We start from the raw sequence: 19,598 nt of genomic DNA on the forward strand, positions 1-19,598 counted from the left end.
TATCTGCTTAAATCTGCGGTCAAAAATCAACCACCAGCAACGGCTGGGACAATACTCACTTCATCACCATCTTTAAGAGCAGTTTCCGTACCTTCCAAAAACCGGATGTCTTCGCTGTTGACGTAGAAGTTGAGAAATCTTCGAGGCGATCCTTGTTCGTCGCACAGGCTTTTTTTGATGCCGGGACAATTTGTTTCTAACGCTTCAATCAGTTCGGAAATGTTTGCACCACCGCATTCTATTGTGGCTTGATTGTTAGTGAATTTTTGCAGTGGTGTGGGAATTAAAACTTTAACGGTCATGGTTAGTTGTTAATTGTGAGTTGTCAGTTGTGAGTTGTCAGTTGTTAATTGTTAGTTGTTGATTCCAATAACCAATAACCAACAACCAATAACTATTAAACAGAAGCTTGCTGCCATTCCAAACGTTCGAGTGTCCGGGCGCGTTCGAGGGCGCGCTCGAAGGCTTCCAGTTTTGGTTCGAGGGTGATGGGTTCGCCGATGTAACCTTGGACGGCTTCTTGGGTTTTCAAGCCGTTGCCGGTGATGTAGGCGACGGTGGTTTCTTCGGGGTCGATTTTACCTGCTTCTACGAGTTTTTTCAAGACTGCGATCGTCGTGCCGCCTGCGGTTTCGGTGAAGATGCCTTCGGTTTCTGCTAGCAGTTTCATGCCTTCGATGATTTCGGTGTCGCTGACGGATTCGATGTTTCCGCCTGTTTTGCGGGCGATGTCGAGGGCGTACATTCCGTCTGCTGGATTGCCGATCGCGATCGATTTAGCAATTGTATTCGGTTTGACTGGTGTTACGAAGTCGCGACCTTCGCGGTATGCTTGGGCGATCGGGGAACAGCCGTCAGCTTGAGCGCCGCTGAACCGGACTTTCTTGCCTTCAACCAAGCCGACTTCGGTGAATTCGTTGAAGCCTTTATAGATTTTGGTGAACAAAGAACCGGAAGCGAGGGGAGCAACTACGTGATCGGGCAATTTCCAACCTAGTTGTTCGATAACTTCGTAGCCGAGGGTTTTCGAGCCTTCGGAATAGTAGGGGCGCAAGTTGATGTTGACAAATCCCCAGCCGTGTGTATTGGCTACTTCGCAGCAGAGGCGGTTAACTTGGTCGTAGTTGCCGTGAACTGCCATCACAGTCGGATTGTAAATTAAGGTGCCTAGGACTTTGCCTGCTTCTAAGTCGGAGGGGATGAAGACTACGCAATCTAGTCCGGCGTGGGCGGCGATCGCAGCCGTGGAGTTAGCTAAGTTGCCAGTGCTGGCACAAGATACTGTTGTGAAACCCAATTCTCTCGCTCGGCTGAGGGCGACTGACACCACTCTGTCCTTAAAGCTCAGAGTGGGCATATTGACGGCATCATTTTTAATGTAAAGATTTTTGAGACCGAGGCGGCGCGCTAAGCGGTGGGATTTTACTAAAGGAGTCATCCCCGTGCCGACATCGATGACGTTTTCTGTAGCGACTGGTAAAAATTCGCGGTAGCGCCAGATTGAGTTGGGGCCTGCTTGGATGGTTTGGCGAGTGACGCGGCGGCGGATGGCGTCGTAGTCGTACTTGACTTCTAGCGGGCCAAAACAGCAATCGCAGACGTGCTTGGCTTGGAGTTCGTACTCTTCGCCGCATTCTTTACATTTGAGGGCTGTGAAGGTTGCTGCTGTGGATTGGGTTCTGGTCGCCTGGGTCATAGCTCAACTCTCTAGTTTTGCGATGTTTTCTTAAGTCTTAGGAAAGATTAGCACGCTCGATCTACCCCGTCAACTATACCCGATTTTTTTAGTCGGGATTAATTTTTGGCAGTTTCTTGCCCGAAATTGGAGGTTGACTGATAGTCCTCAATCTCTTTCTCAGAAAGGGTTTTAAGCTCTGCTGGGGAATGCTGGCCCAGAGGAAAATTATCTCAATTAACCGAACTCAAGAACAATTTTGCTGCAAAACTAATTTCAAAACTTTATAAAGTTTTTTGTGCTGGGTAAGTCCTAGACGCAACTCTCATATTTAAAGCAAAGGTACGTTGTTGCGATGCAAGCGCTCTTTCATAGATATAAAGAAAGAGCGCTGAAGCGCAACTACGTACCTTGAGGAAATCCAAAATTGTATTATCCACCGCTGACGGGGGGGATGAGTACAACTTCGTCGCCGTCTTGGAGGATGGTGTCGGGGGAGACGAATTCTAGGTTGACGCCGAAGCGGGTACGATCGCGCCACTGTTCTAATTGAGGGTATTGGCCGATCGAGCTTTCGAGCACTTCAGATACCGGGGTTTCGGGAGGAAGTTCTAGTGTAAGTTCCGAAACGCCGTAGGCTTCACTGAAGGCGGCGAATAGTTTAACGGTGATGGTAATCGAAGAGTTAGACACGGCTGTTTTGTGCGATCGACAGTTTGGCAATAATCAACTACACCATACAATTAATTGAGAATTACGCGCACCCAGGCTTAGAATTGAAAGCGGCAATCTTTAGTTAATTTTTAGCAGAGCTGGTAAAAATGACCGTTGATTGCAGCATAAAATCCGAACAGTCTTGTATGCCCATCGCTCTTACCAACCAGGCGTTAGAAGCAGTTGGCATCCACTTAAATGCAGCTAGCGAAGATTGAGTTAGCTGGTGTTGAGCCGAGGGCAAGACTACTTTTTGAGGAGGCGGTATCGATACTTCCCCGTAATTGTGGGAGAGTAGCAAAATATCGAACTAACTTTAGCGAGTAACAAAGCAGACTATGCTCTGCTAACTGGCTGATTCCCGACGAAAAATCTGGTTGTCCAGTCCAGCTTATAATTTCCAAAGCTTTGCTCCGCTTAGGAAGCGTGCCCTTCGATCTCAGAATATATAGTCAAGTTAACGCGATCGAGATATTTATGGCAAATAACGATTTTAAAGTGCTTCAAATTATTGAAGCTAAAGGCTGGTATGCCTTTGGGAGTACGAAGCAAAGCCAGCACGTTGAGAGGTGGGTAAGGCCTGTGGTGTGTTGGGTTTTAATAGAAGATAAAAAAAAGCGGCGGATTGTGACTGCTACCGCTAGCTATCAGATCCAGATTGATGACAAAGAAGTCGAGTTTTTTGCCCATGAAAGCGAAATTCAAGATATCGAGAGCCTCCCCAAGTCTGTCTCGGTATCGGAATTTCTCAAAACAGAAGATTGAGATCGGGTGCACAAGGAGATTGTTTAACAAGTTATTAATCATTCCTTAGTAATTCCTTAAACTTGCTGCCGGATGCTTTTTCAATTGGAGGCAAAATCACTCTAATTGAGGAGAGGAGGAGAATTTATACTTTTGCCTTGCCTTCGGTATCTCTAGCCAAAGGTCTTCGGTACCCCAAAAAATAAAGAGGCCGGAAGATTGCTGGCATTGCCAACACGCTTCCGACCTTTGCTGAATAACAGGGTATGCATATGTTTTTAAAGTATGGCAGGCAAGCCTTATAAATATCAAGAGGACTATTGCAATCACCCACAGTAATTCCTTAAACTTGCTGCCGGATCCTTTTTCAATTGGAGGCAAAACCACTCTAATTGAGGAGATGCCAGATGAGAAGATAGCGAGAATTTATATTTTTGAGTTGCCTTGTGCGTCTCTAGCCGAAGGTTTTCAGTACCCAAAAAATAAAGAGGCCGAAAGATTGCTGGCATTGCCAACACGCTTCCGACCTTTGCTGAATAACAGGGTATGCATATGTTTTTAAAGTATGGCAGGCAAGTCTTCTAGATATCAAGAGGACTATTGCAATCACCCACTTTTACTTTTTGGGTATGTTTGCAAGGCTTCTACTATTTTAGACTGGAATTTTGAAATTTGAGGGCGGTGATGGTTACAGGTGAAGGATTCTAGCTATTTTTATGTAGCACTCGCTACATAAAAAAGGCGGGTCGATCGCCCGATCGGCCTAAATTGTTTGCATTCAAAGAGCAAAAGTGCGATGGCTGCACCCCCGCTTGGGTGCTGCGAGTTCAAACCCCAGTAGCAACAGGTTCAGGCATCTGCTGCCGCATCCGTCGCCCCAGGAAGGCCATCCGCACACCGCCCGCCGGCCCTAAAGTCACCCCTCGGCGTTTGGCTTGTACGGGCTTTTTCTCGGCTAAGGTTAAGTCGAAATCGCGCAAAATGGTTGCGATCGCCAGTTTCATTTCCAACTGCGCCAGCGCTAAGCCGATACAACGGCGACTACCGCCCCCAAAGGGCAAATATTCGTAAGGCGAGAATTGCCTCTCCAAAAACCGTTCAGGCTTGAATTGCAGCGGTTCTGGATACAAATCTTCCCGGCGGTGGGTTAAATAAATTGAGCCGAAAACCACCGTACCCGGTTCGAGTTGATGGCCCATTAGTTCCACGGGTTCCCGCACTACTCGCGGAAATGTCAGCATTCCCACTGGGTAAATTCGCAGTGTCTCTTGACAAACTGCACTCAGGTAAGGCAAGCGGGAAATCTCCATTGGGTCGGGGTTTTCGCCCAAACTGTCCAATTCTGGCAGCAGTTTCTGGCGTACCGAGGGCAAACTGTGAATCCAGTAAAAGGCCCAAGCTAGCGCTGTTGCTGTGGTTTCGTGGCCAGCAAACAACAGCGTCATTAATTCGTCGCGCAATTCTTCATTCGTCATTGGTTCGCCGTTTTCGTCGCGGGCGGCCATCATTAAGCTGAGAATGTCGGTACGATCGGCATTTGGTTGCTGTTTGCGCTCTTCTATTTCGCCGTCCATCAGTTCGTGAATTTTTTGGCGCTGCTGTTTCATGCGTCCCCAAGGACTCCAAGGGCCCCAATCTTGCTGCAACCAGGGCAGAAATAGGATACTCGATCGCACCGGAGAGCCGGTCATATCGATAATTGAAGCCAGCAGCGGGGAAAGTTGCTGCAACCGCGGCCCTTCATTCAGTCCGAAGACTACTTGCAAAATTACCCGCATGGTGATTTCCTGCATGGCTGTGCGGGCGACAAAAGGTCGATCGACCTTCCACTTGCTAGCAACATCTTGGGTAATATCGCAAATTTGCTGGCCGTAGTTTCGCATCCGTTCCCCGTGAAAGGGTGGCATCAATAATTGACGTTGCCGTTTGTGCTTTTCTCCGGAGATTACAATCATCGATTGTTCCCCCAGGACTGGTTTGAGAATACCGTTGATATCGCCTGGAGCATCAAGCGCCTTGCTGTTGAGCATTTCCTGGATCGCTTGCGGGCTGTGGATCATCACGAAGGGTTCAAGGTTGCCCCATCGAGTCGTGAAAATCTCCCCGTACTTTTTGGCGTTGCCGTCCATGTATGTCAGCGGATCGCCAATCCATTGAATTAGCTGCAAGAAGCGGGGGGTTTTGGGGCCGTCAGGTAGGGTCATAAAAATTATGGCGCTGTTAGAGGACGCGGGTAACATCCATAGGAATCCCGCAGAAAGCGGGTTGTACGCTCTCCCATAATTTTAAGGGATTATTCTCGAACGGTACTCACAATGTCCTGTCCGAGCTCTGTAAAACGGACTGTTTTAATTTGCCAAGGAGCATAACTGGTTAGGGTTTGGCGCACGCCTCCGAACAAACCTAACATCTGACAGCTTGACAGATTTTGCAATTTCTGGCGCGAATTCCCTGAGGCCCGTAAATCTACGGTAGCGATGCCGAGGTCGCGATCGATTTTAAGCCGATAACCAACTAAACCCAGACTAGCGAAAATCTCCTGCTTTAATACTTCATTAACGGCCGATGACATTAACTGGTTATCTGGGCCTGTAACTGTTGCTGGCTTCAGACTTTGACAAAGATTGTCTACCTCATAAACCGTAACTGTAGCTGTGCTTTCTGGTACTTTGGTACTCGGTAAAACCGAGCTAACAGAGTTAGAGGGCTCCGGTGGGGCCGATCGACTATCAAGTTGATTGCCGGTTAGCTGTAGGTGCGGGAACTGACGGGTTCTTGCTGAGGGTTGGCTCTGGTTTTCGGCTGATTTAGCTGCTGCATCGTAGCTAGAACAACTGCTACCCCCGATCAAAATTAATCCAGTCGCTAAATACCCGAACTGTTTGCAGATAAGGTTCATAACTTTTTAATACTCAACTAAACGTCAGTGTAGGTCGGGCAGAATTTTGGTGGTAGCAAGCACTTAATCCCTAATTACACTCACTTAGAAGTATTTCCGCAGTATGAAGACGAAAATAAGTTCAGAGTTATTGTTTAATAGTCCGGACAGTTTTTAGATCGCAGCCTGAAACCCTTGATTTACCCGAAAGCGTATCGTGTGCCTCGTTAGCGTAGCCCTCGCAGAGGATCGCCATGAAACCCTGATTCTACGGTCGGCAATCAAAAATGTCCGAAATATTGCTTGCTAATACCTTTATTTTAGTGTTAGATTACACAAGAGGGGTATTTCCCCTCATTGGTGCAACCCTGCCGTCTTCGTATCTCCGCAGATCGACCTCGCGATTTAAATCACAAGTTAGATCAAATACCTTGTCAGTGGTGTGATGTACCCGATGCAAATTTAGCTATTCCAAGGTCTGAGGTAACAGCCTCTTTCCGGTTGGCGAAAGCTTGAGTTTGATAGTAGTAATGACGACAGAATTTAGAGTTGGCCACGTATTGTGGCATGGTTCAACAACCGCGCCGAAAGCACCGCGATAAGGAATGTACAAGTAGCGAACAACATACAGAAGATTTCAGCAAACTGAAGTACAAAAAAAACTGGTTTCCGTAAGGCTGCACCTGTGAGTGTCGGCCATGATTCCGAGTTTCTGATGTGCAGTCGATCGAGCTGAAATTTGCTGTGATTTGGATCTCTAATTAACTTGCGTATCAAGATTATTATCGCAGAATCAGGTGCTTTTTGTAACAAATTTACTAAAAATCGAGCGAAAACATGATCGAACAGCAATTAACAAAAGTTTTGGCGACAGCAGCGATCGCCCTGTGCGCTCTGACAGTGGCTTCTGCGCCAAGTTATGCCCGGCCGACAGTGGGGGAAAGCGGATTTTGGTGCAGCACCTCGACAGGTGCGCCGGTGACGCTGTACCAAAACCCTCAAGGTGCAGTAGAGCCTTGGATTGAGTGGACTTCTGATTATTTTTCCGGTTCGGGCTACGATCCGGCAACTCGGTGTCAATTGGTCAGCCAACGCCTCGAAAGCTATCGCCGCAACCGAATGCTGAGGTACATTACCGTTGGTCAGATGAACGGCCAAAATGTCATCTGCACGGCGAATCAAGTCAATGGTGTGTGCCAAAATTTGATTTATACCCTGCGGCCGGGCCAAGACCCGATCGGCTCTTTGTATAATTTGTTAGCTTGGCGTCAAGGACAGGTGGGGATGCCCTCTACGGAGGAAAGCAGCCAAATTCCTTACATTGATGTGAGAGAAAAGCTAGGGGAAAAACTAGGGGAAAATATGGGCGATCGGGCGCAACTGCCCCCTTTTTCTGGGCCCTCGGAACTGCGGTAAAGACTGGAAAATTGCCAATCTCATTGCCAATTCCCGGGGGTGACGTGGAAAACTTGGCGCGACAGGCGACGATACGCATCAAGACCTCGAAATCCTCGGGTTCTGGGGCGATCGTCCAGCGCCAGGGACAAACGTATACTGTGTTGACTAGCTGGCACGTTGTGGCTTTCGACAAGGGCGATCGCACAATTATCACGAGCGACGGCCAGATCCACCAACTGTTGGGAGTTCCGCAGCGACTGGGCGATACGGATCTGGCGATCGCTAAATTTCGCAGCGCGATCGAGTATAAAGTAGCGCCGATTGGCGCGCAGCAGCCAGCGGTGGGAGAGCCGCTGCTGGCGGCCGGATTCCCTGCGGAGACTGGGGCGTTGGCCGTAGCGCAGGGGTTCGTAGAACTGCTGCTGCCAAAATCTTTACCTGAAGGCTATAGCTTGGGCTATACAAATGAGGTTAAAATTGGCATGAGCGGCGGCCCGATTTTTAATGCCAAAGGTTTCTTGGTTGGGATTAACGGTCGAGGTAAGTATCGAGATCCCGGTTTTGGCGTCTATGCTTTTGAAGATGGAAGTGAACCGACGCCGGAATTATTGGAAAAGATGGTTAAATCTAGTTGGGGAATTCCTATCAGTACATATTTGCAGTTCGTCTCGTCTCATGTGGAGAGTTAGCGATGAATTCGTGGGGTTTGCGGTTTGATGCGCTGACAGTCATTTTGACCGGTGCAGTAACGGCGGCAGCAATTGTCGGCCCACAATATGCTGCTTGTGCTAAAACAGCCCAAGAAGTTGCAGAGGTAGCGATGTTCACAACTGTAGAAGTGAACAATACGCTGGGTTTTGCGGCTGGTGGCTCAGGAGTAATTATTGCTAAACAGGGGAATATTTACACTGTTCTGACGGCGAATCACGTAGTGGCAAGTCTCGCCCAAGAATACAGCATTCGCACTCATTCGGAAAAAAGCTATACAGCAATCAGAATACAGCGACTCCCGAAAAACGATCGCGATATAGACTTAGCTTTGATCCAGTTTCAGAGCCGAGATCGGTATCCAGTAGCGCCGATCGGCGAATCGCAACGTGCTGTTGTCGGTTCTACTATTTACGTTGCTGGCTATCCGCTACCAGTCGCCTCTGGATCTGAAAGAAAACTCGAATTTACTGCTGGTATTATCTCTTCTCGCGTCGGTCGCGCATCATCCGGGTACGGATTGCGCTATCAAGCTGTGACAAGGCGTGGGATGAGTGGCGGGCCTGTATTTGATGCTGATGGCAGGGTTGTGGGAATTCACGGCCAGGGTGATACTGTTGGTACGGTGCAGAGCCAGTGGAACGGTCAGACTGAGGAAATTAAAACTGGGTTGAATGCCGCCATCCCGATCGATGCTTTTACGGCGTTGCGATCGCAAACCTTACCTAACGGGTTTGATATTCTCAGCAATATTGCCATCAACCGCAGCTCTCCCCAAACTCAACCGAATCTCCAGCGGGGGGGATTTGTGTGCGATACCTCAACAGGAGAACCAGTGACTGTATATCAAAATCCCCAAGGGTTTAGAGAGCCTTGGATTCGCTGGAATTCTAATTTCTTTTCTAGTGCTGGCTACGATCCTCTGACTCGCTGTCAACAAGTGACTCAACGCCTAGATAATTATAACCGCAACAAACAGCTTAATTATGTCACTGTCGGTCTGGTAAACAATCAAAAAGCGATTTGCACGAGCAGCCGGATTAACGGGCCCTGCGAAGGTTTGATCTACACGTTGCGCCGCGATCAAGATCCAGCTCCTGCACTTAGCACTTTCTTCGTTTGGTTGGCGAATCAAAAGGCTAGACCGTCTCTTTTTGAAAGCGGCGCTCCGATTTATATTAATCTTGGGGAACGACTAGATGTAGATATTGCCGAGCCCTAAAGAAACAGTTTGTAGTGCGGACTTCAGTCCGCTTTATGCTGCGGACTGAAGTCCGCACTACAAACCTTACTTATTGGAGTCAATCGATCGGACGCGATAGAAAGGTTGCGCTCAGAGTAAAAAAAGCAGATAGCCTTTCGGCTTCGCTCAAGGTAAAAAGAAGGAAGACGGAAGAAGGAAGAGGGAATAAAATTAATGGTTTCAGCAATCAACAAAGTTGTCACCGTTTTGGGGATTGCTATAAAAATTTGAGATATTTGACAGATTTATGATTCGACATAGCAGAAGTGATGATTTTTTGCAACACAAAAGCTATAAAATTACTGTTACTTAATCCAAGTCAAATTTTTCAGGTATAAAGAAGCATGACTGCAACTACGCCGAAGGCAACGTCAGCAATTCCTAGTTTTTGTGAAGGAATCCAGTATTTCTCGGAGAATGTGCCGGGTTTTGAGACTTACGGGAAAACACCTGCGATCGCCCAAGGAAGCAATTCGATCGCCGATCCAGCAGATCCAGCCGCCGTCTTTCAAACGATGCTCGGAGCAGACGCCCTGCGCTACTTAACGCTGCAAATCACAGCCAGCAAGGCATCGGGACATCCGGGGGGTTTTGCCAGCCAAGCTGAGGCCTACGCTGCGTTGGTGATGTTGGGACACAAGAACATTGTCACCGAAGTCGGGCACCACGCGCCAGGATTTTATAGTGCCATGTTTCTCGATCGATCTTTAGAAGACATGGGAATTACCAAAGTGCAGCAAGCGCGCGATAAATTCCGCGAAAAAGACGGTTTATTAGGACATCTTTCCGGCTTCATTCCCGGCCTTTTAGCACCAGCAGGCCCCCTCGGACAAGGACAGCATTTCGCAATGGCGGGCGCACTTTTGCACCCCGACAAACTGTTTGCTTTCACAATGGGCGACGGTGGGATGGGCGAACCCTATCCGATGAGCAGCATGGGACATTTTCACACTGCTTATCCAAAGGCTACTAACTTTTTGCCAGTGTTAGTTTGGAACGGATATTCCCAAGAACATCACAGTATGGTTTCGACTAAAACTAATGCTGAAATGATTGCTTATTGGCAAGGAAACGGTTTTAAAGAAGTCATCTTAGTTGACGCTAAGGAATTTGATGACAAAAATCAACCGGAAGCTTATGTTGACAGCACGGCTTTTTCCCTCGAACAGCGGATGGCATTTACCAAAGCTGTTTTACAAGGAGTTGACAAAGCAGCCAAATCTGCTCTCGGCGGCAAATTAACTGTGTTTATTATCAAACAGTTAAAAGGTGCAGGCGTACACGCATTGGGTGCAAAATCTCACAACCTTTATCCGAAAGATACCCTCGATGCTCCACACATTATTAGCGCTTTAAAACAGCGGGCTTTGACTGCTGAGGCGTGGCAGTTGGTGCGGACAAATTGCGAACGTGCGGGTGGCGGGCCTGCTGCGAAAACCGTTGTTACTGAGTTTACATTGCCGCTAGCAGATTTGGGAGAATTGCCTTTAGAAGAATTTGCGGTTGGTGGAGAAGCGAAGATTTCGACAACTGCAATGGGACGTTTGGTGGGAACTGTCGGCGAGCGCGATCGCACTTTTCTTGTCACCAATGCAGACGGCAACGAAGCATCAGCAATTGCCAACATCAACCAAGCTCTCAAAATCATTCACCCGACGACGGATGATTTGTACAATCAATCGCCAAACGGTCAAGTTTACGAACCTTTGAGCGAAGATGCTTGCGCGGGTTTGGCAGTAGGATTGTCGCTATTTGGAGCGCGGAGTTTGTGGTGTTCCTACGAATCTTTTGCCATCAACGGTTTACCAATTTGGCAAACAGTAACGCAAGCAATGGCAGAATTGCGCCGTGCAACTCCGGCAACTGTCACCTTATTTACAGCGGGTGCATTGGAGCAAGGCCGCAACGGTTGGACGCACCAACGCCCGGAAATTGAGGCTTATTTTGCGGCGATGATGCGTAACGGAAATGTGTTTCCTTTGTTTCCACCGGATGCTAACAGCATTCAAGCTTGTTATGATTGGGCTTTGAGTGCCAGAAATAAGGGAGTTGTGATTACTGCGAGCAAGTCGCCGCTGCCAATTCGTACTACTTTTGCACAGACTCGCCAAGGTTTAGAAGATGGTGGAATTGTGTTGCACGAAACAACCGGAAATAAGAAAGTTGTGTTTGCTGTTGTCGGCGATATGACTTTAATGCCGGTGTTTGAAGCGGCGGCATCATTGGAGAAAGAAGGCTTGGGAGTGCGGATTGTTTCTGTTGTGAATCCCCGCCGTTTGTACCGTTCCAGCGATGTTGCTTGGAATACTTGTTCGGAAGCTGACGGTGGCTTTTTGAGCGATGAGAAATTTGCCGAAATGTTTGGTGGAGATGCCTTGATTGGCGTGACAGGCGGTGCTTCTGGGATGTTGGAGCCGGTGATGCTTCGCAGCAATTGCCCGCGCGATACTTTCGCATGGAAGCGGGGGGAAACCACTGCTAGCGCTGGTGAGTTGATGGCGTTTAATGGGTTGACGGCTGATGCTTTGACTAAAAGGGCGATCGGGCTAGTTGGTTAGGTTATAATTTTCAAGTCTCCCGGTTTGTTACCGGGAGATTCTTAAGGATTGAAAAGGTATGTTGTTGCGATGCAAGCGCTGTTTAATAATCCAAGAAAGAGCGCTTAAGCGCAACTACGTACCAAGAAAGGTATGTTGTTGCGATGCAAGCGCTCTTGAATAATCCAAGAAAGAGCGCTTAAGTGATAATTAGATCCTGCGATTATTGTGGCAAAGACTGCCCGGACGACAATCGTTTAATGCCTTCCATCGCCGTAGTTTCTCCAGCTTTATCGCCGCCATCGCGGGCAATTTTCAAAGCTCGCTCGTAGGAGTTGAGAGCTTTAGGATATTGACGGAGACTTTCATAAATCGCGCCCATATTGTTAAACAAGCGTCCCATACTTGTCTTGTCACCGATAGCTTCAAACATCGGTATTGCTTGCTGAAAATAGATCAACGCTTGAGTATCTTTGCCTTGTTTGCGACAGGTAAGTGCCATGTTGTTGAGGAGGCGGGCGACGCCAGCCCTGTCTCCGATTTCCCGGCGAATTGCTAAGGCTTGATGGTAAAATTCCATCGCTCTGTTAAAGTCGCCGATGTTGTAATAGACGCCGCCCATGTTATTGAGGGTACGGCCTAAATCGCGCCGATCGCCCTCTGTGGTGCGAATCGTCCGCGCTTGCTGGTAAAATTCGATCGCCTTTGCGTAATTTACCTGCTCTGCGTACACTGCCGCGATGTTGTGAAAAGATTCTGCTATTTGAATTTGGTCGTTGGCAATTTTTGCAAGTTCCAAAGCTTCTTGGTGCAGTTTCATCGCTTCGTCAAAATTGTCCGCAAGTCGGTTGACGAAACCGATGAGATTGAGAGTGTGGGCAATGCGGGGCCCTTCGCCGATTTCTCGGTGAATGGCTAAAGCTTGTCGCAAAACTTCCAAAGCTTTGGACTGCGAACCCATTTCGGTGTAAACTTCCCCGATATTGTTGAGGGTTTCTCCGATTCCCGGTTTGTCGGCTAGTTGCTTGCGAATTGCCAAAACTTGCTCAAAAGTCTGGATTGCTTCTCGAAACAAACCCTCACGGTGCTGTTTGACTCCTGTTTCAAAGAGTTTGTCTGCTTCCGTTTTGGGATCTGTTGCTTGGGCACGCGGGGCGAAGCTATCCCGTAGGGAATCGCCCGATCGAGCTGGCCTGGCATTTATAATAGGGGCAAATGCCCGAGCGTCTGAAATTTCCAGCAAGCTGAGTGCGGGCGATACCACAATACTTATAGCTGCGAGATAGCTGAAGCGGTAAGAGTGGCAATACACCGATCGAGTCCTCCAAAAGCCCATTTATAAATAAGATAGACCTCTTTGGGGTGTTTCTGCCAAGTTTTTTTCTGTGTCGCTAGCCTCTGATACCAGTTTCAACAAAGAATGCAACTTTAACCAAGTTGCAAACTCATGCACAAGCAGTCAATTCCACTTCTTCAATCCAAAATCGAAAATGGCTTGGCTTGGCTTATGTCTTACCATAAAGAATTGGTTGAAAGCCCGCCCGATCGGGAGAAATTAAAATCAGACTATTCATTACTCCAATACTCGGACTTAAGGGTAGAGGTAGCTCTCAAACTGTCAACTGTCAACTGTCAACTGTCAACTGTTGAACAGACTGCCATAATCAGCGGCATATAGTTGAGAGCGGAGATGACAGCAAAGTTTTTGCTCGGTGGAAGCGATATTTTTTCTGGACTGTGCAAGATGATGTCCTGTTTGTCAACTGTAATCCAAGCAATTCCTGACAAGACTTGAACTTCTCGATGATTTTGAGGCAACCTATACACCTCGTTTTTCATGAGGATTATGCGATCTGGCGCTGCACATTCGGAATATCTTTGAAGCATAGCATCTCCTTTGGAATTAATTATCCAAAATCAACAATTTCCCCGAATTTTCTGGCGGGCTGGTTTATCAAAATCTTGGCTGCTCGCAAACAATCGAAACTCCCCCACACAAGCAATAATCTACTATTGGCAATAACGCCGATCGATCCAAGCGCGTATTTCGTCATCCGTCGCGGCGCAGGTATAGCGACCAGTCGCGTGATCGCAACCGTGCCAGCAAGTGTTACCATTGCGATCGCAGGTTTGCCAAATTCTGACCTCGTTTTCGCCAGCAGCGGCGGTGAGCAAACCTTGCCAAAGTTGATTGATAGCTGAAAAGAGCGATCGGCTTTTTGGCTTTTTGGCATATTTAGCTGGCTCGTTAATCGAAATAAAGCTTGTGTTTTCGGGACACCGCCGTTTTTCGTAAGTAGACATAACAAACACCTTCAAATTGTTAATTAAACAAAAATTGCACAATCAAAAATCGCAGCTAAAAGGAAGCAATAACTTGCTCGCAATTACAGCACTTTTGATAGCTCTGCAACTCCTGTACAATTAAATCTTTTACCTGATAAATCCACCCTAGCTCTGGGCAAAACAACAATCAAGTCATTACTTGCATAGGTTGTATGAATAAAATCGATAGATAAATATACCAACCGCACCCGACAGTTAGTAGGACGTTATTAATTGCTGAAAACCTTGCCTTCGAGTCCTTTTTCCTGGGAGCATCTCAGTTTTTCAAGAAGCATTTTTTAAAGAGCGGACTAAAGTCCGTACTACGAACCTTTTTTGAGCGGAACACTGTAAATGCACAACTGAGATGCTTCTTTTTTCCTTCTTCCCTCTGTCAACTGTCAACTGTCAACTGTCAACTGTCAACTGTCAACTCTTCCTTCTAGGAAACGCTATGAATGACATCAACACACGGCGGATGAAACTCTCTCAGATTCAGGCTTTGATAGCAGTAGCCGACTGTGAAAACTTTAGCGAAGCGGCTTTGCAAATGGAACTGTCACAATCCGCAGTCAGCCACGCCATCGCCTCTTTAGAAACAGAATTGGGTGTGCAATTGTTCCATCGGGGGCGACACGGTGCTCAACTGACGCCGGTGGGGGAAAGAGTGGTGCTTCACGGGCGTCAAATTGTGCGATCGTTAGAAATGATGGTAAAAGAAGCGGATTTAGAAAAAGGTTTGCAGGGAGGCCAGGTGCGGATAGTGACGTTTCGCAGCGTCGCAACTCATATTCTACCGGGTATTATTGCTCAATTTCGCGATCGCTTTCCCAAGATTGCTGTCAGCATTACCGAAGTCTATTATACCCAGGCTGTGGAGGAAGCTTTGCGATCGGGCAAAGCAGACATCGGCTTTGTTTCTCTTCCCATCTCAGATGAATTTGAAAGTAGAGAAATTTTGCGGGATAAATACGTTGTGTTGTTGCCACCAACTGCTAAATTATCAAGTGGAAAAATTACTTGGGAAGAATTAGCAAATCATCCGCTGATTTTGCAGCCGCCGGAAACTGCTTGTTCTATACCCCTACGCAAATATTTAGCAACTTCGGAGTTTCCCTTAAATATTGCTTACGAACTCAGCGAAGATTCAACTATCGTCAGTATGGTGATGGGCGGTTTGGGTGCTACAATTATGCCGCGTTTGGCGGCCGAACCGATACCTGCTGAGGTAAAAGTTTGCAGTTTACCGGTGGCTTTTGAAAGGGTAATTGGAGTGGCTGTTTTGAAGGATGCGCTGTTAATTCCGGCCGTGTTTGCGTTTTTGGATTTAGTTAAAAGTGCGACAGAGATTGAATATGATACTGATTTTCCGATTAATCCTTCATGATAAACCTAAGTTATTGGTTATTGCATAGATTTGGATTTTTTGACCGCAGATCTCAGCGAATGAACAAGGATGAACGCGGATGGGATTTTATCTGCGTTTATCTGCGTTCCTCTGCGGTTAAAAAAAATCTAGCTCCATAATTACGAACAACCAATAATATCAATCAACCGTCAGTGTTCTCTCTCACCCAGTTGCGTAAATTCACCTCCGCTTCTACCTCATCTACCTGTGCTGCTGCCAAAAATTCGTAGAGCTTGGACTTGGGGAGAATCGGAAAAGTGGGGCTAACAGATACTTCCAAATACTCATCATTCTCCAGCTTATAAATTCGCCATTCTCTACCATCGTACCGCCACAACTCCGGTACTCCCATACTGGCATAGAGAGCAGGCTTGTTAATATCAGTATGGGTGATATCTATTTCTACGACTAAATCGGGTGGCGGATCTGTTGCTAAATCTACTGTACGACCGGCTACGAGGGGCTGATTTTGGATGTAATAGGCATTATCGGGTTCTGCACCGCGCTCTAGATCCGATCGATCGAGGGTTGTCGAACCCATTGTTTTTATCTTTAAACCTAGTTCTCTCACCAAAATCCGAATCAAAAACTCGATTAAGCGTGCTGAAAATTCGTGTTCTTCTAAAGGCATGGTAATTTCTAAAGTCCCTCGATCGAATGTCAATGTAGCCGCTCGTTTATCGCCCAAAATCTGGAGCAGTTGTTGATAACCCTCCCAAGTAATATCTCTAAACACCACTCGCTGTTCGCCTCGGAGTAACGGTGGTGCGATCGGCGCAACAGAAATCATATTTTTTTACTTCCAGCTATGATATTTCTAGGATAACAGAAGGAACAGGCTTTCCGGCCTGTTCCACAATTAATAAAATTATTGATTGTGGAACGGGCCGGAAAGCCCGTTCTTAAAAATAGTCAACAAATTTTATTTACTCTTATACCAATTTTTTATGAGGCTGCTCCCGAATCCGATCCCCCCTAACCCCCCTTAATAAGGGGGGGACAAGATTCCGCTCAAAGTCCCCCTTCTTAAGGGGGATTTAGGGGGATCGAGATATGTGCAACTTCACATTAAATTGGTATTATCTGTTCTCTGCCGCAAAATGAATTCAGCTAACGCCAAATCAACGGGCGTTGTAACTTTTAAATTTGTCTCTTCCCCCTCCACAATTTGCACTGGTAAACCGCATTTTTCAAACAAAGCTGCATCGTCTGTAACTTCCCAACCTTTCTCCCGCCCTTGTTGGTGACACTGCTTTAACAATTTCACTTCAAATCCTTGGGGAGTCTGGGCTGCCCATAAATTGCTTCTGTCCGGTGTGTCTCGCACGATTCTAGACTCATCCACCACCTTAATCGTATCCTTGACCGGGACGGCGACAATCAAGCCCGGACAGCTTAAGAGAGCTGCTGAAGATCGATCGAACAATTCAGGAGTTGCTAAACACCTGGCGCCGTCGTGAATCAACACGCGATCGGCATTTGGCGGCAAGGCCTGCAAACCGTTGTAAACTGACTCTTGCCTGGTAGCCCCTCCTTGAATCAGTTCCACGGGCTTGAGCAAAGCTAAATCGCCCAGAATTGCCTTAAAATCAGGAAAATCTTCAGGCTGGCCCATAATGCCGATCCAGCTAATCTGCTGCGAAGCTTCAGCGGCGGCCAAAGTCCAACTCAGCAAAGGTTTTTCCAGCAAAGTCAGCAGCAGTTTGTTCCGCTGACTACCCATCCGTCGCCCCGAACCCGCCGCAGGAATTAATAAGTGCATTAACTAACCCTTCTTCACCCAACTAGGTATATATTAAAAGCGTCCTGTAATTTTCAGTCAGTTGTTTTGCTGTCAGCCAGTAGCTTTTAACGTCTTAAAATACTATAAGCTGATAGCTGAAAGCCGATCGCTGAGAGCTACCTCGATAGATAATAGCCCGATCGTTTATGATGCGAATACTAGCACTTGTCCCAGGCGGGATTGGCGACCAAATTTTATTTTTCCCTACCCTTGATGACCTCAAGCAGTCTTATCCTGAGGCTCAGATTGATGTCATCGTGGAACCGAGGGCGAAGGGCGCTTACCGAGTCTGCAAGTCTGTCAAAGAAGTCTTGACGTACAATTTCAAAGATCGCAATGCGATGGCTGATTTGGGAAATTTACTGGGCGTAATTCGCGATCGCGAATACGAAGCAGTTGTTTCTCTCGGCCAGCGGTGGACTGTAGGACTTCTGCTGTGGCTGACAGGCATTCCCCAGAGAGTTGGGTATTCTGGAACCAACGGCGCTCGATTTCTCACCGATTCGGTACCTCTGAAAACAGACCAGTACGCGGCTTCAATGTACCACGATTTGCTCCAAGGATTCAACATTAACAATCCAAGTCCTGCGATCGCAATTAGTGTACCAAAACAGGATATTCAGTGGGCGGAAGCCGAACAGCAGCGGTTGGGAATCAAAGAAAGCGGTTACATTCTAATTCACGGCGGTTCGAGTCAGCTAGCTTTGTCTAAAGGTATTGACAAAATTTACCCAATAGACAACTGGCAGCAAATCATCAAAGACTGCCAGCAGCGGCAGCCAAATTTACCCGTTGTGGTGGTGAAAGGGCCCGAAGATGAAGCCTTCGTGAAAAAGTTAGTCGAACTCTGTCCGAGTGTAAAAGTTATCTCGCCGGATGATGTCGGCAAGTTGGCGGCCACCATTGCTGCTGCTAATTTGATGATGTGTACTGACAGTGCGCCGATGCACTTAGCTGTGGCGGTTCAAACTTATACAATAGCTTTGTTCGGCCCGACTGAACCTGCAAAATTGCTGCCCAAGAGCGATCGCTTTTTGGGAATTAAATCTCCTACTGGTAAAATGGCTGACATTTCTCCTCAAGAGGTTTTGAAGAAAGTTTGGGGAGGCTAATTTAAGAGGGCGGGTTTTGTACGGGAATTATCTGTTGTCTGGAAGTTGGCTTGCTTAACCCGCCCCTTGTATAGTCTTTATCAAAAAGATGAGGCAGAAGTTTAGATTTTAGATTGAGGGATTGAGGGATTGAGGGATTGAGGGATTGAGGGATTGATTGGTCAATACTTCATCTTTCGCTCGCTCCACTATATACTGAAAAACTGCGATTATTCTCCACCGCGAAGAAGCTTTATTGAGTGCATCTCAATGCAAGCAAATATATCTGTAGGGGCGAAGCATGACCGCAATCAATATGGGATTATAACTAATAACTTATATCCGGTCATGCTTCGCCCTCTTCAAAAACCAGATGCACCCACTTTATTGATGGCTGAAGATACTTTCAAAAAGTCGAAACAGCCGGAAACAAAGAAATTAGATCAATAAATTTTGAATTCGGAACAAGCAGAAATTGAGCAAAGGAAAGAGTGGCACCAAGCTTAGTACAAGCAGTAATTTAGCTCCACCAAGCAATATGTGACACCAAGCCACAACACAAAACAAGTGATAGGAATCACAGGGTGTCAATTGTTCAGGAAATAATTGCTTCACAAAAGCCTGAAATCTAGCTAATAAAAAAGTGGTAACAACCTTCGTATAACATTAATATAGCTCGAACAGGGCTGTCAGAAGTTGTCTGAATTCACATCATTTCATTTTTTACGTAAAAATACTGTAGACAATTCAGCAGCGCTACCTCTAAAGTATGAGAATCACTACAAAGCTATATACAGGGGTAGTCAATGATCTTGAACAGCTTGGAATCAAACACAACTCATAAATCAAAGGCAGCCGGGGACGAGTTCATGAGCATTTTAACAAAGAAACTTGAAGCGAAAGAACTTGAGAAACGAGCAAAAAATCTACAGCGCAATTCCTTGGGATTAGGTAAAACTTATCTTCGGATTTTAGAATCTGGAGGGTATCTGGGCTGCTGAGCCGAAATTTCATCCTAATTTCATTTGGCAGTGAAAGACTAGGTTGAGGAGATAAATTTTAGCTCTTGGTCATTGCTTAGCAGTCGTTTCTTG

At 46.9% G+C, this 19,598-nt stretch carries 19 protein-coding genes; 9 read left to right on the top strand and 10 right to left on the bottom strand.

Translation table 11 applies throughout. The annotated features are described in order from the left end of the window. Nucleotides 1-26: 26 nt before the first annotated feature. The 3 genes from JGK14_RS10100 to JGK14_RS10110 all read right to left on the bottom strand — a co-directional run bounded on the left by JGK14_RS10100 (nucleotide 27) and on the right by JGK14_RS10110 (nucleotide 2,368). Nucleotides 27-302 (bottom strand): MoaD/ThiS family protein, encoded by a 276-nt coding sequence (locus JGK14_RS10100; RefSeq protein ID WP_293181036.1) that lies wholly within the window; start codon nucleotides 300-302, stop codon nucleotides 27-29. 95 nt (nucleotides 303-397) lie between these two features. Then, nucleotides 398-1,696, bottom strand: coding sequence for a threonine synthase (thrC, locus tag JGK14_RS10105; RefSeq protein ID WP_293181039.1), 1,299 nt, complete (start codon nucleotides 1,694-1,696; stop codon nucleotides 398-400). A gap of 411 nt (nucleotides 1,697-2,107) precedes the next feature. Then, entirely contained in the window at nucleotides 2,108-2,368 is a 261-nt protein-coding gene (locus JGK14_RS10110) for a MoaD/ThiS family protein (RefSeq protein WP_293181042.1), read from the bottom strand. Between the two features lie 498 nt (nucleotides 2,369-2,866). Here JGK14_RS10110 and JGK14_RS10115 point away from each other — a divergent pair, with 498 nt between their 5' ends. Further along, nucleotides 2,867-3,154, top strand: a complete 288-nt coding sequence (locus JGK14_RS10115) for a hypothetical protein (RefSeq protein WP_293129162.1) — start codon at nucleotides 2,867-2,869, stop codon at nucleotides 3,152-3,154. A gap of 806 nt (nucleotides 3,155-3,960) precedes the next feature. On the opposite strand, the gene JGK14_RS10120 is transcribed toward JGK14_RS10115, so the two are convergent. Beyond that, the gene (locus JGK14_RS10120; protein WP_293241715.1) at nucleotides 3,961-5,337 is read right to left on the bottom strand and encodes a cytochrome P450; all 1,377 of its coding nucleotides are present in this window, start codon (nucleotides 5,335-5,337) and stop codon (nucleotides 3,961-3,963) included. Between the two features lie 89 nt (nucleotides 5,338-5,426). Then, nucleotides 5,427-6,032 (bottom strand): hypothetical protein, encoded by a 606-nt coding sequence (locus JGK14_RS10125; RefSeq protein ID WP_293181050.1) that lies wholly within the window; start codon nucleotides 6,030-6,032, stop codon nucleotides 5,427-5,429. A gap of 816 nt (nucleotides 6,033-6,848) precedes the next feature. Between JGK14_RS10125 and JGK14_RS10130 the strand changes: the two genes are divergently transcribed. The 5 genes from JGK14_RS10130 (at nucleotide 6,849) to JGK14_RS10150 (ending at nucleotide 11,918) form a co-directional block, all read left to right on the top strand. Then, a complete protein-coding gene (locus tag JGK14_RS10130; RefSeq protein ID WP_293181053.1) occupies nucleotides 6,849-7,427 on the top strand; it encodes a COP23 domain-containing protein in 579 nt (192 codons plus the stop codon). Between the two features lie 11 nt (nucleotides 7,428-7,438). Next, on the top strand, nucleotides 7,439-8,098 hold the full coding sequence (locus tag JGK14_RS10135) for a S1 family peptidase (protein ID WP_293203224.1): 660 nt from the start codon (nucleotides 7,439-7,441) through the stop codon (nucleotides 8,096-8,098). Between the two features lie 2 nt (nucleotides 8,099-8,100). Further along, nucleotides 8,101-9,339, top strand: a complete 1,239-nt coding sequence (locus JGK14_RS10140; RefSeq protein ID WP_325315031.1) for a COP23 domain-containing protein — start codon at nucleotides 8,101-8,103, stop codon at nucleotides 9,337-9,339. Nucleotides 9,340-9,353: 14 nt separating this feature from the next. Beyond that, nucleotides 9,354-9,611, top strand: coding sequence for a hypothetical protein (locus tag JGK14_RS10145; protein ID WP_293181062.1), 258 nt, complete (start codon nucleotides 9,354-9,356; stop codon nucleotides 9,609-9,611). Between the two features lie 93 nt (nucleotides 9,612-9,704). Next, nucleotides 9,705-11,918 (top strand): phosphoketolase, encoded by a 2,214-nt coding sequence (locus tag JGK14_RS10150; RefSeq protein ID WP_325315032.1) that lies wholly within the window; start codon nucleotides 9,705-9,707, stop codon nucleotides 11,916-11,918. A 202-nt stretch (nucleotides 11,919-12,120) separates the two neighbouring features. Here JGK14_RS10150 and JGK14_RS10155 read toward each other — a convergent pair whose 3' ends face one another. From JGK14_RS10155 to JGK14_RS10165, 3 genes are all read right to left on the bottom strand, one after another. Continuing rightward, on the bottom strand, nucleotides 12,121-13,209 hold the full coding sequence (locus tag JGK14_RS10155) for a tetratricopeptide repeat protein (RefSeq protein ID WP_293181068.1): 1,089 nt from the start codon (nucleotides 13,207-13,209) through the stop codon (nucleotides 12,121-12,123). Between the two features lie 320 nt (nucleotides 13,210-13,529). Next, the gene (locus JGK14_RS10160; RefSeq protein WP_293181071.1) at nucleotides 13,530-13,784 is read right to left on the bottom strand and encodes a hypothetical protein; all 255 of its coding nucleotides are present in this window, start codon (nucleotides 13,782-13,784) and stop codon (nucleotides 13,530-13,532) included. A 123-nt stretch (nucleotides 13,785-13,907) separates the two neighbouring features. Continuing rightward, nucleotides 13,908-14,201 carry a hypothetical protein gene (locus JGK14_RS10165; RefSeq protein WP_293206749.1) on the bottom strand — a complete coding sequence of 98 codons (294 nt, stop codon included), beginning with the start codon at nucleotides 14,199-14,201 and terminating at the stop codon, nucleotides 13,908-13,910. Nucleotides 14,202-14,676: 475 nt separating this feature from the next. On the opposite strand from JGK14_RS10165, the gene JGK14_RS10170 reads away from it, so the two are divergent. Beyond that, on the top strand, nucleotides 14,677-15,609 hold the full coding sequence (locus JGK14_RS10170) for a LysR family transcriptional regulator (RefSeq protein WP_293206748.1): 933 nt from the start codon (nucleotides 14,677-14,679) through the stop codon (nucleotides 15,607-15,609). A gap of 163 nt (nucleotides 15,610-15,772) precedes the next feature. Here JGK14_RS10170 and JGK14_RS10175 read toward each other — a convergent pair whose 3' ends face one another. Continuing rightward, the gene (locus tag JGK14_RS10175; RefSeq protein WP_293196839.1) at nucleotides 15,773-16,420 is read right to left on the bottom strand and encodes a Uma2 family endonuclease; all 648 of its coding nucleotides are present in this window, start codon (nucleotides 16,418-16,420) and stop codon (nucleotides 15,773-15,775) included. A 273-nt stretch (nucleotides 16,421-16,693) separates the two neighbouring features. Further along, nucleotides 16,694-17,392, bottom strand: coding sequence for a 2-C-methyl-D-erythritol 4-phosphate cytidylyltransferase (ispD, locus tag JGK14_RS10180; protein WP_293232781.1), 699 nt, complete (start codon nucleotides 17,390-17,392; stop codon nucleotides 16,694-16,696). A 170-nt stretch (nucleotides 17,393-17,562) separates the two neighbouring features. Between ispD and JGK14_RS10185 the strand changes: the two genes are divergently transcribed. Further along, nucleotides 17,563-18,525, top strand: a complete 963-nt coding sequence (locus JGK14_RS10185; RefSeq protein WP_293181175.1) for a glycosyltransferase family 9 protein — start codon at nucleotides 17,563-17,565, stop codon at nucleotides 18,523-18,525. 249 nt (nucleotides 18,526-18,774) lie between these two features. Further along, a complete protein-coding gene (locus tag JGK14_RS10190) occupies nucleotides 18,775-18,954 on the top strand; it encodes a hypothetical protein (RefSeq protein ID WP_293181086.1) in 180 nt (59 codons plus the stop codon). Nucleotides 18,955-19,598: the final 644 nt, after the last annotated feature.

It is taken from the genome of Microcoleus sp. PH2017_28_MFU_U_A, assembly GCF_020738035.1.
Lineage (GTDB): Bacteria > Cyanobacteriota > Cyanobacteriia > Cyanobacteriales > Microcoleaceae > Microcoleus.